The sequence below is a fragment of the Marinobacterium aestuarii genome (assembly GCF_001651805.1).
In the GTDB taxonomy this organism is placed as follows: Bacteria; Pseudomonadota; Gammaproteobacteria; order Pseudomonadales; family Balneatricaceae; genus Marinobacterium_A; species Marinobacterium_A aestuarii.
This window is the reverse complement of record NZ_CP015839.1, coordinates 1595008-1611288: the sequence shown is the minus strand read 5'-3', so window position 1 is coordinate 1611288 and position 16281 is coordinate 1595008. Positions and strand designations below refer to the sequence as shown.

The 16281-nt window shown below is 61.6% G+C and carries 11 protein-coding genes; 6 read left to right on the top strand and 5 right to left on the bottom strand.

Going from position 1 to position 16281, the window contains the following annotated elements:
• Window positions 1–110 precede the first annotated feature (110 nt).
• Window positions 111–2318: a sodium:solute symporter family protein gene (locus A8C75_RS07155; RefSeq protein WP_067380017.1), complete on the top strand. Its 2208-nt coding sequence runs from the start codon at window positions 111–113 to the stop codon at window positions 2316–2318.
• Between the two features lie 108 nt (window positions 2319–2426).
• Here the strand turns inward: A8C75_RS07155 and A8C75_RS07150 are convergent, their stop codons facing one another.
• On the bottom strand, window positions 2427–3242 hold the full coding sequence (locus A8C75_RS07150) for a mechanosensitive ion channel family protein (protein WP_067380014.1): 816 nt from the start codon (window positions 3240–3242) through the stop codon (window positions 2427–2429).
• 334 nt (window positions 3243–3576) lie between these two features.
• Here A8C75_RS07150 and A8C75_RS07145 point away from each other — a divergent pair, with 334 nt between their 5' ends.
• The 3 genes from A8C75_RS07145 (at window position 3577) to A8C75_RS07135 (ending at window position 5124) form a co-directional block, all read left to right on the top strand.
• Window positions 3577–4182 (top strand): TIGR04211 family SH3 domain-containing protein, encoded by a 606-nt coding sequence (locus A8C75_RS07145; RefSeq protein ID WP_067380011.1) that lies wholly within the window; start codon window positions 3577–3579, stop codon window positions 4180–4182.
• A gap of 161 nt (window positions 4183–4343) precedes the next feature.
• Entirely contained in the window at window positions 4344–4799 is a 456-nt protein-coding gene (locus A8C75_RS07140) for an RrF2 family transcriptional regulator (RefSeq protein ID WP_067380007.1), read from the top strand.
• 82 nt (window positions 4800–4881) lie between these two features.
• Window positions 4882–5124, top strand: a complete 243-nt coding sequence (locus tag A8C75_RS07135) for a GrxA family glutaredoxin (RefSeq protein ID WP_067380004.1) — start codon at window positions 4882–4884, stop codon at window positions 5122–5124.
• A gap of 290 nt (window positions 5125–5414) precedes the next feature.
• On the opposite strand, the gene recD is transcribed toward A8C75_RS07135, so the two are convergent.
• From recD to recC, 3 genes are read right to left on the bottom strand one after another with little or no spacing between them, the layout of a single operon-like run.
• Window positions 5415–7244, bottom strand: a complete 1830-nt coding sequence (gene recD, locus A8C75_RS07130; RefSeq protein ID WP_227819854.1) for an exodeoxyribonuclease V subunit alpha — start codon at window positions 7242–7244, stop codon at window positions 5415–5417.
• A 3-nt stretch (window positions 7245–7247) separates the two neighbouring features.
• Window positions 7248–10775 carry an exodeoxyribonuclease V subunit beta gene (gene recB, locus A8C75_RS07125; protein ID WP_067380002.1) on the bottom strand — a complete coding sequence of 1176 codons (3528 nt, stop codon included), beginning with the start codon at window positions 10773–10775 and terminating at the stop codon, window positions 7248–7250.
• A 2-nt stretch (window positions 10776–10777) separates the two neighbouring features.
• A complete protein-coding gene (gene recC / locus A8C75_RS07120) occupies window positions 10778–14095 on the bottom strand; it encodes an exodeoxyribonuclease V subunit gamma (protein WP_067379999.1) in 3318 nt (1105 codons plus the stop codon).
• A 155-nt stretch (window positions 14096–14250) separates the two neighbouring features.
• Here recC and A8C75_RS07115 point away from each other — a divergent pair, with 155 nt between their 5' ends.
• Entirely contained in the window at window positions 14251–14433 is a 183-nt protein-coding gene (locus tag A8C75_RS07115; protein ID WP_067379996.1) for a hypothetical protein, read from the top strand.
• Window positions 14434–14446: 13 nt separating this feature from the next.
• Here A8C75_RS07115 and A8C75_RS07110 read toward each other — a convergent pair whose 3' ends face one another.
• Window positions 14447–14674, bottom strand: a complete 228-nt coding sequence (locus tag A8C75_RS07110) for a hypothetical protein (protein WP_067379993.1) — start codon at window positions 14672–14674, stop codon at window positions 14447–14449.
• Between the two features lie 287 nt (window positions 14675–14961).
• On the opposite strand from A8C75_RS07110, the gene A8C75_RS07105 reads away from it, so the two are divergent.
• Window positions 14962–16248, top strand: a complete 1287-nt coding sequence (locus A8C75_RS07105; protein ID WP_067379990.1) for an NAD(P)/FAD-dependent oxidoreductase — start codon at window positions 14962–14964, stop codon at window positions 16246–16248.
• Window positions 16249–16281 lie beyond the last annotated feature (33 nt).

Below are 16281 nucleotides of genomic sequence, written 5' to 3'. Positions count from 1 at the left end.
ACTTAAGTTCGATTTAAAGTGCAATAGCAGCACCACACCGATTGACCCCCTCGCCCGCAGCAGCTATTAAATAAACACTCCCATAGCGCTGACCACAGGCACCTGCATCCATGTTTTCTCCGACAACGGTCACTATCGTGGTGCTGCTCTACATGGGCATTCTGTTCAGCATTGCGCAACTGGTGGAAAAACGCGTTGAGCGCAACGGCCAGGCCAAGCGCGGCCCCTGGATCTATGCGCTGTCGCTGGCGGTCTATGCCACCTCCTGGACTTTCTATGGCAGCGTGGGCCTGGCCAGTCACTCGGGACTGCTGTTTCTGGGCATCTATGCCGGCGCACTGATCGCCATCGCGCTCTGGTGGGTCATCCTGCGCCCCATGGTGGCCGCCAAGGAAACCTTCCATATCACCAGCATTGCCGACTTTATCTCCACCCGCTACAACCGCTCCCAGACCATCGCCGCCGCCGTTACCCTGATCGCACTGATCGGCGCCCTGCCCTATATAGCCCTGCAGCTCGAAGCCATCATCAGCTCCTTCAACCTGATCACATCGGGCAACAATCCGGGTGTCGGCGGTTTTACGGGCCTGATGGTCACCCTGGTGATGATTATCTTTACCATCGTGTTCGGCGCCCGCAGGCTGGACCCCACCGAGCGCCACCCGGGCATGATCACGGTGCTGGCCGTGGAGTGCGTGGTCAAGCTGGTCGCCTTTATGGCCATAGGCGTCTTCGTCACCCTGACGGTATTTGGCGGCCTGACGCCCCTGCTGGAGCGCCTGAGCGAAGGTGACCTGCGCCACCTGACCCGGATCAGCAGCTACAAGGGCGATGGCCTCACCTGGCTGACCTTCATTATCCTGAGCTTCGCCGGCATTCAGCTGTTACCGCGCCAGTTTCATGTGGCGGTGGTGGAAAACTCGGATCAGCAGCATATCAAGACCGCCATGTGGCTGTTCCCGCTGTACCTGATTCTGATCAACCTGTTTGTATTGCCCATTGCCGGTGCTGGCCTGATCAGCGACCTGCCCATCAGCATGGCGGATTTCTATGTGCTGCTGATTCCGCAGCAGGCCGGTGAGCAGGCCCTGACGCTGCTGGTGTTTATCGGCGGTTTCTCGGCAGCCACGGCCATGGTGCTGGTCACCACCATGACGCTGGCCACCATGGCCTCGAATCACCTGCTGCTGCCTCTGTTCGAACGCACCCCGGGCCTCAGGCGGGCGCGGGGTTCTCTGCTGCAGGTGCGCTGGGTGCTTATCGCGCTGATTCTGGTGTCGGCCTACGGCTTTGCCGTCGAATTCGCCGAGTCCTACCTGCTGGTGACCATTGGCCTGCTGTCCTTCGCCGCGGTACTGCAGTTCGCGCCGGCACTCTTTGGCGGTCTGTTCTGGAAGCGCGGCAACAGTGCCGGTGCGCTGGCGGGCCTGTGCGTCGGCTTCCTGATCTGGTGTTATACCCTGGCACTGCCCACCTTTATTCGCCAGGGCTGGTATGAACCTGGCCTGCTGACCGAGGGCCCCTGGGGCATAACACAGCTGCGCCCCGAAGCGCTGCTCGGGCTTGACGGCCTGCCAACCCTTACCCACAGCGTATTCTGGTCACTCCTGATCAATATCGGCGCCTATGTGCTGGGCTCACTGCTCTACAGCCCCGGCAAGGGCGAGCGCACCCTCACCAGCGACTTCCTCTCTGCCATGCTGCCACAGCAGCACCGCAGCCGGGCCCGTCACACCGGGCTGCATGCCTACATCGACCTCGCCCCCAAGATCGCCGAAGCCCGCAGCCTGCTGGCCAAATACCTCAGCAGCGACAAGGCAGAAGCTGCAGTGCACAACCTGCTGCAGGACTTGCAGGTGGCCGACAAGCCCCATATCACCATTATCGAACTGGTAGAGTTTCATCGCTCGCTGGAACATATCCTGGCCGGTGCCATCGGCGCCGCCAGCGCCCACAGCGCCATCGAAGCCTCAATCCACTACAGTGACCGCGAAGCTGCCGACCTGAAAGCGCTCTACAGCCATATAGTGAGCGAACTCAATGGCCCGCACCTGACGGCATCTGCGCTCAACAGCCCCAGTGCCGCAGCCCAGGGTTCTGCGGACCATTACGGTATGGTGAGCGAACTGCAACGCAGCATCGAAAAGCTGGAACAGAATATCAAGCAGCAGAAAAACGAGATCAGCCAGCTCGAAACCAAACTGGAAGAGCGCTATACGGATATTTTCCGCTACCGTATCGATGCCCAGAAACTGCTGCAGGAAAACGAGCTGCTACGCCGGGAACTCGGCGCCCTGCGGGCCGAGGATCAGCTGTAGGCTCGGCCCCAGGCAAGACGCCAACCCAGATCACAGAGCCCTTAACGCAAAAGACCGCCAACAGGCGGTCTTTGTATGAGGGGCTACCCGTAATGGGCAGCAGGCCGATCAGGCATCCTGCTTGTGCAGATGAACATCCATCTGCGGAAACGGAATACTGATGCCTTCCGCATCCAGGCGCAGCTTCACTTTTTCTGTGGTATCCCAAAGCACAGGCCAGTAATCGGCACTCTTGACCCAGGGACGCACATTGAAGTTCACGCTGCTGTCCGCCAGTGCCGCCACGGCAATGACCGGTGCAGGTTCGGCCAGTACACGCTCGTCTGCGGCCAGAATTTCGCCGAAGATGCGCTTGGCCTTGAGCAGGTCGGCGTCATAACCAATACCGAATACCATATCAACGCGACGTGTAGCGCGTTTGGAGTAATTGATGATCACGCCACTATAGATACCGCCATTGGGCACCACAACCTCACGGTTGTCGCCGGTACGCATGATGGTGCTGAAAATGGAAATATGCTCAACAATACCCGACACACCACCGGCCTCGATGAAGTCCCCTTCCTTGAACGGACGGAACACGATCAGCAGCACACCGGCGGCAAAGTTCTTCAGCGAATCCTGCAGTGCCAGACCAACCGCCAGACCCGCCGCACCCACCACGGCAATCAGCGATGTCGTATCCACACCCAGCTGATCCACCGCGGCGACAATCACGAACAGCAGCATCAGCACATTGCTGATCGCACTGATGAAGTTGATCAGCATCTGGTCAACCCTGGCCTTGCGCAGAATCCGGTCGAGCAGATTCAGTACCAGCTTGGCCAGCCCCCGGCCCACCAGAAAGATGGCCAGCGCAAAGAAAATATTGATCGCCCAGGGCACAGCATAGGCATCAATGTAGTCTGCATAGAACGTATCCATACACTCACTCCGTAAATTGAAAAAAAACCGCTTCCCGCTCCAGCCACCCCTGGCACTCGAACAGACCCAATACTGTCGGGTTAGCGCGACAAGCTACCGCCGTCGCGCGGCCAAATGACGCCCGATGGCGACATAGGATAATAAAATCCACCACGATCGCAACCGTTGTGACGTTACAGGGTTTCAGGATTTTTTTTCGGAACTATAATCAGGAACCTTGGACAGCGGTTATACGTCAGATACTGAGACTCTGCGCCGCACAGGCGGCATCACATTCAAGCCCGCTCCATCGGCAGGCAACCCGGCAACCAAGGACAACGACTTTCGAAACTCAATGATTATACTTCCGGACTCACGCACCCCGACACGACTCGCCACCGGCCTCATTCTGCTCGCCTCCCTTTGCCTGCAGCCGGTTTTCGCTCAACCAGGCCATGTCGCCGACGACGTTTACACCTTCTATCACAGTGGCCCGAGCAATCAGTACCGCATTGCCGGCCGGATTCGCAGCGGCGATGCCGTGGAAATTCTCAAGCGCGACGCCAGCACCGACTATATCCAGGTCAAGCTGGAAAACGGCCGTACAGGCTGGCTGCCCGGTGATCAGATCACCGAAGGGCAAAGCACCCTGGCCCGGTTGCCGGAACTGCAGGCCGCCCTGAATGAAAAAAGCACCACGACCGTGCAACAGGCCGATGAGATCGAACGCCTGCGCTCGGAACTGGCCGATATCAAGACCCGCAACCAGTCCTACGATGGCGAGCGCGACCAGCTTAATCGCCAGATCAAGGACCTGAACAACCAGATCGAGAACATGGATGACAGCAACCTGATGCGCTGGCTCACCCACGGCGGCCTGGTGGCACTGGGCGGCGTGCTGCTCGGACTGCTTATTCCCTACTTCCCGAAACGCCGCAAACGCAACACTGACTGGTTCTGATCACCCAGCAGATCGCTGCTCAGATAGTGGCAGTCACCGGCTGACTGTCGCTATTTCGCGTCGATTGTTTTGCCATTCGGTGCGTTTTTGATTGAATATTCATTAAAGGGCATAGATAATGCGACGCCTGTGTAATACGTGATCAATAGACAGCCACACCTATGCAACTCACCAAGCAGACCGACTACGCCATACGCGTACTCATCTACCTTGCCACCGCCCCTCGGAGCAAACTCTGCACCGTCGCGCAGCTGGCGTCTGCGCTGGATATCTCATCCAACAACCTGGCCAAAATCGTCAACCGCTTTGCCGCCCAGGGTCTGATCACCACAGTTCGCGGACGCCACGGTGGCATGATGATCAATACCGACACCCTGGACTACCGCATGGGTGACCTGGTGGTCTCGTTTGAAACCGATACGGAACTCGCTCGCTGCGAGCAGCCCCTATGCATATTGTCGACGCAGTGCCGCTGGCGCCAGATTCTGGCCGCCTCCCTGCACCATATGATCGAATACATGAACCAGTACCGCCTGCGCGACCTGCTGCACGACAGCGACTGGCTCGAGCAGGTACTTCAACTCGCTCCTCAGCCCCCCAGCGATAGTCTGCAATAATCATCCTCATTGCGATGCCCAATTGGTCGCACTTCAAGCCCCTGTGTTCTACTGGCCAGCACTAACTGACAGGAGCAGCACTATGGAACGCATTACCATTTTCGGCCGTGAAGGCTGCGGCTACTGCCGCCGTGCCAAAGAGCTGTGCGACATCAAATCCCTCAACTATCGCTATATCGATATTCAGCGCGAGGGCATCAGCAAGGCTGACCTGGAAAAGACCATCGGCAAGCCCGTGCTCACCGTGCCGCAGATATTTCATGGCCAACAGCACATCGGCGGCTACACTGAATTTGCGCGTCTGCTGCAACAGACCCCGGCCTGACCTGACCGGCAGCCAAGGCAGGTCCACGTCACCCGGCGCTGTCATAGTGGGCGCAGAACTGGTACAAAGGGAACATGTTGTTCGGGCAAAGGGCCTGGCGCATGCGCTGATTCACAGCACACTATGTCTGAAACGGAGGCATGCCATGCTTACTCTGACAATACTCGCGTTACTTGCAGGTGGCCTGATGATAGTGGCAACATCCGCCAAACACCGCGCCAGGCCGGAACCCCGCCTCATCCCGATACGGATAAGCGAAGACCGCAGGCCCCGACGCTAGACCGCCGGGCTCAGCCCCATAGCCGGCCAGCCAAACCGCTGGCCCGCTGCGTACGCCGCGCAATAACCCTTTTCAGCAGGTAATCCGGCGCATAAAGTTCGAATTGTTTGCGCGCCCGCGTGATCCCCGTATAGAGCAACTCCCGCGTCAGCACCGGCGCATCCTCAGGGGGCAGCAACAGCAACGTCTGATCGAATTCGGATCCCTGCGACTTGTGTACCGTCATGGCATAGACAGTGTCATGTTCCGGCATGCGACTGGGCAACAGCGCCCGCACCTCGCCCCCCTGATCAAACCAGACCCGCAACTCACCCTCGGCATTTTCCATGGTGATACCGATATCGCCGTTGAAAAGATCCAGCGCCCTGTCGTTGCAGGTGACGATCACCGGCCGCCCGGCATACCAGCTGGCGCCGGGCGCAATAAGCCCGGCGGCGGTCAGCGCCTGCTCTATACGCTCATTCAGACCCGCCACGCCATAGGGCCCGTTGCGCAACGCACAGAGCAGCTGAAAACGGTTGAATGCCGCCAGCACCTGCGCCGCCGGCTGCCGTGCCGCTATCGCCTGCAGATAATCCCGGTAGCCCTGCACACAGCGATCAATCAGCGTCTGATAGCCGGCACTGTCCAACCCGTGCCAGACGATATCGGCAAAGCCCCCCTGCCATAGCGCCTCAAACTGCGCCCCATCCCCCTGGTTGACCGCCCGGGCCAGGCGCCCGATGCCGCTATTCACACCAAAGCGGTAGCTGGTGCGCAGCTGCGCCAGGGAATCCGCGATGGGTCTTGCGTCCTGCGCCACCAGCACAGCACTATCAAGCCTGCAGGCCTGGGCCAGATAATCGGCCTGCGCCTGGCCGTAACGCAACTCGCCCGTCCAGCTGCAGATATCCCCCAGCACGCTGCCCGCCTCCACCGAGGCCAGCTGATCGCGGTCACCGATCAGGATCAGCCGCGCACTGTCTGGCAATGCCGCCAGCAAGCGCGCCATCATCGGCAAATCCACCATCGAGGCTTCATCCACGATCAGCAGATCCAGATGCAACGGGTTGTCGGTGTTATGGCGAAAGCCGCGACTGCCCGGGCGTACGCCGAGCAGCCGGTGCAGGGTCGAGGCGTCCTGCGGGATCAGGCGGGCCACCTCGTCGGCCAGATTGAGTCCTGCCCGCGCCGCCGAGATGGACTCCGCCATGCGGGCGGCGGCCTTGCCGGTCGGCGCCGCCAGGCGAATGCGCGGCCTGGCCCCCACCGCCAGCTGCTGCTCGATATAGAGCGCCAGCAACTTGATTACCGTGGTGGTCTTGCCGGTGCCGGGCCCGCCACTGATGACCGAGAAGCGCCGATTCACCGCCGCCGCCGCCGCAACCCTCTGCCAGTCCGGCTCCGCAGTGCCTGCGCCAAACAGCAGCTCCAGCGAGCGTCTAAGTGTATTGGGATCAACCTCCAGCGGCTCACTTCGCTGCAACAGAAAGCCTGCGACATCACATTCGAAACGCCAGTAACGCTGCAGGTAGAGCCGATCCAGCTCCAGCACCAGCGGCGTCAGGCGCTCACCAGCAGACAGTACTGCACCACCGGCAGCCGGGTCCGGCGTGCCACTGAACCAGGGCCGCAGCTGCTCACCCAGGCCAGGCGCGAGACTGTGCAGCAAGTCAGGCACCGCCGCCAGCGGCAGACAAACATTGCCGCGCCCAAGCTCAAAACTGGTGAGCGCCGCCAGCAGCAGCAGATTGGGATCCTGACAATGGCCGGTCTGGTGCACAAAGCGTGCAAACTGCACATCCAGCGAACGCAGGCCTCCGGGCACAACGGCGCTCTGCAACAGCTTCAGTATCTGCATCGCTCAGGCCTCCGCCAGGGTTAGACTCTGGCCGGCAAAGAGCCGGTCGAGGGATTCTATCAGGGCTCTGTCGGGCCTGCGCTGAAACACGCCAGGGCGCTCCTGTGCACCGACACGCATGCCGCGCACAAACAGATAGAAGACCCCGCCCATGTGGGTGTCGTAATCGTAATCCGGCAGGCGCTGGCGCAGCAGCCGGTGCAGCGCCAGGGTATAGAGCTGATACTGCAGATCGTAGCGGTGCTCGAGCATGGCGCCCTCCAGTGCCTCCTGTGCATAGGCTTGGGTGTCATGCCCCAGATGGTTGGATTTGTAATCGGCGATGTAATAGCGCTCATCGACGCGGAACACCAGGTCGACAAACCCCTTGAGCATGCCCTGCACGCGGTCAAACTGCAGCAGGCCGGCCCTGGCCGAGAGCGCATCGCCCTCGGCCAGCAAACGATTCAGGGCGCGGCAGTCGAGCCCCGCCACCGGCAACAGGAACTCCAGTTCCACCAGCCGATCGGCCGCCGCCACCTGGCGCAGGCAAACACCGTCAGCATCCAGGGGCGCATCCAGCACATCGGCCACCAGTTGCTCCAGCACCGGCTGCCACAAAGGGTCATAACCCTCCAGCTGCAGACGCTGCTGTACCACCTGCGCCAATACAGCCCCGCGGGCATCGGGGAAATCCAGCTGCTCGAAGAGCCCGTGCAGGAAGGTACCGGCGCGGGCCCCTTTGGGGAAACTGAATATATCCGCCTGTTCAATCAGAGGCGCCGCGCTATCAGCCTCGGCGACAACCTCCAGATCCAGCCCCGGCAACTCGGTGAGAGTCTGGCTGCGGCCATGGGAACTCAGCCCCGAGTAGCTGGCGATACGCCAGTTGCGCAAAATGGCGGTGCGAAACGCCCGCGCCTGCAGTGTCACCTCACCTTGCGATGGAGTCTGCAGGCTGCGCTCGTGCAGCGGTGGCTCGCATAACGCAATACCTGCTGCGCTGGCGAAATCCTTCAGACAGGCGCTCAGCTCGGCGGGGCTGGCGCCACGCAGCAACAGATAGCCCAGCGCGCTGGCCGGCAGCACACTCTTGTTGCCACGGCCAAGCCTGATATCACTGATACCCAGGTAGCAGGCGTGCACCGAGCGGGTCAGGGCCACGTAGAGCAGCCGCAGATCCTCGGCCAGGCGCTCGCCATCGGCCTGCTCCATGGACTCCCTGGCACCGCTGAGATCCAGCACAGTGCCCTGGTCTTCATCGTGATACAGGGCGGTGGAGGCGACCCGGAAACTGTTGGGAAAGGGCAACAGCACCACCGGATACTCCAGCCCCTTGGACTTGTGAATGGTCACCAGGGTCACGCGGTTGCGGTCGCTCTCCAGGCGCAGCTGCTGCGCGGTGCTGGCGCTATTGGGGTTTTGCAGGTGCTCACCAAACCAGCGCATCAGCCCCGGCATACCCTCCAGCTGCTGACTGGCTTCCTGCAGCAGCTCCGCCAAATGCAGCAGGTCCGTCAGGCGGCGCTCACCGCCCGGCAGCGCCAGCAGGGCCGGCGCGAGCTTGCGCTGCTCCAGCAGCTGGTGCACCATCGCCAGCACGCCAAGATTCTCCCAGCGCAGGTGATAATCCATAAACTGCGCCACCAGCGCTTCCCAGCAGCGCTCATCCTCATTCAGGGCGTTCAGCGCCGCCGCATCCTGCAGCAAAAGCCCACTGGCCAGGGCCGTACGCAGATAGCGCTCCTGCTGCGGCTCCTGCACAGCCTGCAAAATGCGGTAAAGGTCGATGGCTTCCTGGGTACTGAAAACACTGTCGCGGCCCGACTGATACACCGAAGGCACATTACGCCGTTGCAGTTCGCGCTGCACCGCCGCCGCCTCGTAGCGATCCCGCACCAGCACCGCCAGATCTGCGGCTTCCAGCGGCCGATCGCCCAGAGTCGCCTCTCCCTCCAGCAGCGTGACCACCTGACTGGCGCAGCTGGCGGCAAAACAGGCCAGGTAATCGGCCTTGGCGACAGGCTCGCCGGGCAGATGCCAGAGCGTCATTGCCGGCACCACGTCACCCTGCAGTTTCAAGGGTTTCTTGTCGGCATGGGCAGCAGCACGCACCGATACAAAGGGAATGTCCGCGTCATAGATGAAGGGGGCGTCATGGCGGGCAAAGAGCCGGTTGACCGCATCCACCATCTTCTGGCCCGAGCGCCAGTTGGTCTCAAGCGTGTAGTGATCCGCCACCGCCCGGCGCGCCTGGATATAGGTAAAGATATCGGCGCCGCGAAAGGCATAGATCGCCTGCTTGGGGTCTCCGATCATAAACAGGCCACAGTCCGGGGCCCCCGCATACAGAGTACTGAAAATACGGTACTGCTGCGGGTCTGTATCCTGGAATTCATCGATCAGGGCGACGGGATACTGCGCGCGGATGGCCGTCGCCAGGCGCTCACCGGCAACAGAGGCCAGCGCCCGGTCGAGACCACTGAGCAGATCGTCAAACCCCTGCACCCGGCGTTGTTGCTTGTTGCGCGCCAGACGCAGACGCACCTCGTGCAGCGCTTCGGTGAGAATCAGTTCGCGCAGCGGCGCCCAGCTGGTGCAGAGTTCCTCCAACTGCTCAAATAACAGATGTTCGGGCGAGACGCCGTTCTTTTTGGTTTTTTCGTAAAGACGGCTCTGGCAAAAGCGCTCCAGCACTTCGCTCAGCTTGCTATCCGGCAGCACCTGGGGCGATTCGCAGTAATCATCAATGGCCTGTAGCCAGACGGGCATCGAGGCCTTGCGGTAACTGTTGCCGTTCAGATCGGCGACCTGCAGCAAGGCCAGCAGATCATCCGTATTGCGGCTCCAGGCCTGTTTGAAGGCAGTAACGCGCAGATCCTGCTTGTGCCACTGCTCAAGCAGGTCAACCCCCGCCAGATCCGGCTCCAGCCGCAGACCATCGGTGGCCAGATGGGGCCGAATGTCCTTGAGCAGCCGACTGGGCTCGGCCCAGAGCGTCAGCACCTCGTCGGCCAGGGCATCCGGCAGGGTATAGACCCGCTGGCGCCAGTAGTCGAGCATGGCCTCGTGCAGCAGGGGTGCGTCATCCTGCTCCAGCTCGGTATCGAACAGGCTGCCGCTCTCAAACGCGTGCTGCTTGAGCATGCGCTGACAGAAACCGTGGATGGTGAATATGGCCGCCTGATCCATGTTGCGCGCCGCATCGCCCAGCAGCCTTGCGGCACCGGCGTGATCCGGCGTATCCGCCAGCAGCCCCTGGATAAAGCCATCATCGCTGGCGCCGCGCATAAAGGCACGCCGCGCCTCCTGGATGCGCGCCCGCACACGGTCGCGCAGCTCTCCAGTAGCAGCCTCGGTAAAGGTCACCACGAGGATTTCATCGACATCCAGCGGCCTTGCGTGGGCGCTGCCCTCAGCCCCGTGACCCAGCAGCAGGCGCAGATAGAGCGCGGCTATGGTGTAGGTCTTGCCGGTGCCGGCGCTGGCCTCGATCAGGCGCATGGCGTGCAGCGGAAAACTCAGGGAGTCCAGTATCTTATGGGCTGTCATGCTCAGGACGCCTCTTCAATGGAAGCCACAACATCACCGAACAGCTGCTCACTCAGGGACGGCAGCTGCACACTGATAGACTCGAAATCGGGCCAGGCCCGGGCAATGTAGGGATCGTCCCCCTCCCCCGGCACCAGAAAACCGGTATTGAAGGCATCCCGCGCCCGCTGCAGCGCCTGATCCTTGTCTTCCTCGGCAAGCCAGGCCCAGGCGGTATTCGGGGCCAGCGCCAAAGGTTCGCACAGGCCGCGACGATAGCCCGCCAGCAGGCGGTTGAGCGCCTCGATCGCCGCGTCTCTGTCTATGGGCTTGAAGCGCAGCGTCGTGACGCCGGCCTTGCGGTCCACCCCCAGATACTGACACCCCTTCAGGCCCGCCCCGGCAGACGCCACCAGATGCAGTATCCAGCCACGCAGATAGTCGTGTCCTTTCAGGCCCGCGGGGCGATAGCGGATCAGGCAGCCGTCATGCACGCCATCAAGCCAGCCGCTGAGCAGGCAGTCGTCCAGCTCAAGGCTGATTTCGTGCCGGGCGGCAGGGCTTGCCAGCAGGGGCTGCAGCGCCTGTGCCAGGGGTGCAACATCGGCCCGATGCCGATCGAGCAAGCGGGTGCCCGCCTTGCCCACCGGCAGCCCACCCTGGGCCATCAGCCGGCGCGCCAGCAGATCAAGCGGCTCTGCCCGCAACTGTGCCTGCAAAATCTGCTGCTTGAGGCCGTAACCTTCCAGGCCATCGAGGGCGAAGGGCTCTTCATCCAGGGTATCGACGCCCTGCTCGTGGAAACTGACCCGCAGCCTGCGCTGGAAAAAGTACCGACTGGGGTTGCGGTAGAACGCCAGCAGCTCATCGAGTTCCAGCTCAGCCACAGGTTCCGCCGCCAGGGGGGCAGCACAGAAGGGTTCCGCCACGCCACTTTGGCTGCAGGCAGCAGGCAGCCACTGGGCGGCATAGCTGAACAGCCGTGGCGATTCAGCATTGAAATAGCGCTCGCTGTAGGCGGTCAGCGGATGCTCGGTGACCAATGCCTGGCGCAACGCACGCGCACTGTCTTCAGGGCTCAGATCCCGATGCGCTGGCAGCACGAAGCCCTGGGCACTGTATTCGAGCAGCTCGCTCACCAGCACCGAGGGCACGCGCTCGCGGTTGTCCTGAATGGAACGGCCGATGTAGCTGATGTAGAGCAGGTCCCGGGCCGACAGCATGGCCTCGAGAAACAGGTAGCGGTCATCGTCACGGCGCGAGCGATCGCCCCGACGCGGATGCCGGGCGATAAGGTCAAAGCCCATGGGGGCCAGGGTGCGCGGATACACGCCTTCATTCATGCCTAGCAGACAGACAACCCGAAACGGAATGGAGCGCATCGGCATCAGGGTACAGAAGTTGACCGGCCCCACCATGAAACGCTGACTGCTGCGCTGCTCACCCAGACTCTGGGCCAGATAGTCCACCAGGATCTCGGCGCCCAGCGGCTCCTCGGAGGCCGCATCGGCCAGTTCCTGATGCAGGCCTTCCAGTACCCGGCGTACCTGGGACAACGCCAGCTCGTCCTCTTCATCGGGGGCGTAGCAGGCCTGCAGCAGGCGGTTGATTTCACTCACCCAGTCAGCCACCGGACGGGCACCGCGAAACAGCCCACAGGTTTCTTCCAGCAGGTCGATGAAGTCCGCCAGCGGGCCCAGCAGTACCGCGCCCAGCCCCTCAATTTCGCCATAGGGTGCCTGCTCCTGCCAGAGGCTGGTATCGTCCATCAGGGCATAGCCTGCCAGCATCCGGCGCAGGCCAAAACGCCAACTGTTCTGCTCGAACGCAGGCAGCGCCAGGGACTCACGCTGGCTGGCATCCAGCCCCCAGCGCACACCGGCCTGCTCGATCCAGGCCCGCAGCTGATCAAAGCCTTCATTGTCCAGACCAAAACGGCGCAGCGTGGCCGGCACTTCCAGCAGATCCAGCACCTCCGACACCCGCAGCCGGCTTTGCGGCAGCTGCAGCAGCGCCAGAAAACTCTGCAACAACGGGCTCTCCTGCTGCAGGGATCTGTCCGAGATCGCAAAGGGGATACGCCGCTCGTAGCGCGCGCTGCCAAACACCGCTTCTATATGGGGCGCGTAGGCGGCCACATCCGGCATCATGACAATAATATCCCGCGGCGCCAGAGTAGGATCGGCCTCGAACAGCGCCAGGATCTGATCCTGCAGCACTTCAAGTTCGCGCAACGGGCTATGGCAACTGTGCAGCTGCAGGGAGCGATCTTCCGGCGACAGCACTGTCTTGTAACGGGAGTCCTGCGCATCCGGCGGCTCAAGGCTGCGATCGTCCAGCTCCAGGATATCCCGCTGCACATGGCCCAGCAGCCTATCGGACGCCTGCAGCTCTTCCCCCGGCAGCTCGAAGAAATCAAATCCGGTGAGCTCCATATCCTGCAGCTGATGCAAATAATCGCGCCCCAGCTTGCCCATGGAGGCCAGCAGCGGATTGCCGCTTTCCAGGTACCCCGCGTTATCGGCGCTTCCCTGCCCCGCGCTGCCTGATTTGAAGAGCCGGCGGCTGAGCTTGGCCAGATAGGCCGGGTCAATAATGTCGCCCCAGTAATGGCGGCAAGGGTTGAGGATCATCAGGTGCACATCGATGCGCTGACCCAGCGCCTGCAGTGCCTGCAGGAAGGTCTGGGGCAGGGCTGAAATACCGAATACGAAGAGCCTGGACGACAACCCTTGTGGCGTGCGAGCCCCAAGGGCCTTTACAAAGGTCTGCTGCATATTGGCCCGGTGCCAGTGCGGCTGCCCCAGGGCTTGGGTTTTAGCCACCAGCGCACGCCACAGCAGCGGCTGCCAGGCCTGATCCCCGAGCGGCGCAGGCATCGCTTCAGAGCGATCCCAGGCTTCAATCCAGTCGGGTCTGTACACCAGGTACTGATCGAAGATATCGGCGATCTTGCCGCACAGCTGATAGCGCTTGAAGCCGGCCCCATCATCGTCCAAGTACTGACGCAGCGGCAGGAACTCCTCCAGCGGCAACAGCGGTGGCAACAGTTCCATCAGCTTCCAGGTCATGGCCTCCTTGCGATAGGCCGAACGCTCCGGCACCTCGGGCAGAAGCGCGGCGAAGCTCTCCCACAGGAAGGTGGCGGGCAGCGGAAACTGCACCGCGGCGGCAATACCCAGGCCCGCAGCCATTTCCAGCTTAAGCCACTGCGCCATGCCGGGGCTCTGTACCAGGATGGTTTCATCCTGAAAGGGATCGGGCAACGGATCGCGCTCGATCAGCAGCACCAGCAGGTCTTTCAGATTGGTCAACGAATGGGAGTGGTAGATCTGCAGCATGTCCTGTCCCTGGGAAACCGTGCGTACGTGAAGCCGCACCAGCTTTAAGTGTGCACGACGATGATGACGCCCTGGCGTCATCAGATTGTCGCAACCCGCGGGTCTAATAGTGACCATTCAAGCGATCGTCACGAACCGATTACGGGAGCCCAATCATGAATATTCAGCCCCAGAGTCCCGCCAGGCCCTTGCAGCCTCAGCCCAGGCCTTCGCAACAGAGCCGCAGCCAGTCGCGCCAGCGCCTGCTCAGCCGTGCCCGGGATATCCGCCAGCAGGCCCGCGGCACCACAGATCTGTGGCTGGCGGCACAGTATGAGGCCGCGGCCGAACTGCTCTAGACGCCCATCCAGGCTAACCAGGCGGCGGTTCCCTGGATGCCGTGATCGGCAGATTCGGCACTATGACCGGCTCAAACTGACCAAAACCTTCATCCAGGGTCCAGAGCGTTAACCCCTGCTCGACCCGCACTACACCGTCAAAGCGCTGACGCAGATACACCACCGCATCATCGAAGGCGTCTATGTCACACAGAATGACGCCGCCACGGCCATTCTCGGTACTGAACAAATAACTTTTCATTGCGCTCTCCTCGGGGGCCGAATCATCGCACAAAGCCGCACCCAGTTTAAGCCATTGCGTGTCGGCAGGGTCTTTGCCCCCACTGCAATTTCACGACGCTGCGCAGAACGTAAAAAAATCACGAAAGTAATTTACATCCGGACTTAAGACTTTGTCCGCATGCTGTTATTCTGATCACCATTAAGCCACCTTCGGTTGCCCCGCAAGCCCCCCTGACACAGAGCGTGAAGGCTGCACCGCGACCGGCACAGGCCAGAATTTTTAAAACTGTACGTCTGAGGTATGTCATGAAAAAGCAAGTCGTCATCATTGGCGGCGGGGCGGGCGGGCTCGAACTCGCCACCCGTCTGGGTCGCCGCTATGGCCGCAAGGGGATGTCGGTCACCCTGGTCGATTGCAACCAGACCCACCTGTGGAAACCGCTGCTGCATGAAGTAGCCACAGGCTCGCTGGACGCCGGTATCGATGAACTGAGCTACCGCGCCCAGGCCACCAACAATCATTTCCGTTTTCGCATCGGCCGTCTGGATGGATTGGATCGCAGCAATCGCACGGTGCACCTGGCCGCGGTGACCGATGAAGACGGGCTGGAAATTTTGCCGCAGCGCTCGCTCAACTACGACCTTCTGGTGCTCGCCATCGGCAGCATCACCAACGATTTCGGCACCCTCGGCGCCGCCGAGCACTGTGTCTTCCTCGACAGCCGCGAACAGGCCGAGCTATTCCGCCACAACTTGCTCAACGCCTACCTGCGCACCAGCGCCGATCCTCATCCGCTGAAGATTGCCATCGTCGGTGCCGGCGCTACCGGGGTCGAACTTTCCGCCGAGCTGTTCAACACCGCCAAGGAGCTGACCAGCTACGGCTTCGAACAGGGTGACGCCCAGCAGCTGGAAGTTAGCCTGGTGGAAGCCGGGCCGCGCATTCTGCCGGCACTGCCGGAGCGCATATCCGGTGCCGCCCACCAGGAACTGGAAAAGCTCGGCGTGCGCGTTCGAGCATCGACACCGGTGCGCGAAGTGACGGCAGAGGGTCTGATGACCGCCACCGACGAACTGATCGAGGCCCACCTGATGGTCTGGGCGGCCGGCATCAAGGCCCCCCCCGTTACCCGGAATCTGGACGGGCTTGAAGTCAATGCGCGCAACCAGCTGCTGGTTAACGCCAGTCTGCAGACCACCCAGGACCCAAGCATCTTTGCCCTGGGCGACTGTGCCGCCTGTCCAATGCCGGATGGCAAGGGCCAGGTACCGCCACGGGCCCAGTCGGCTCACCAGATGGCCTCTCACCTGCACCGCCATATCCGCAAGATTCTGGACGGCCAGCCCATACCGCCCTACGTTTACCGCGACCACGGATCCCTGGTCTCGCTAAGCCGCTTCAGTACCGTCGGCAGCCTGATGGGTAACCTGGGCGGCAAGAGCCTGATGATTGAAGGACGCCTGGCCAGGCTGGTGTACATCTCGCTCTATCGCATGCACCAGGTGGCGCTCTACGGCGTGACCAAAACCATCCTGGTGACCCTGGTTGATCGCATTAACCGGGTGCTACGCCCGCGCGTCAAACTGCATTAATCGATCATCAAGCAGTAACCTGCAGCCGACAAA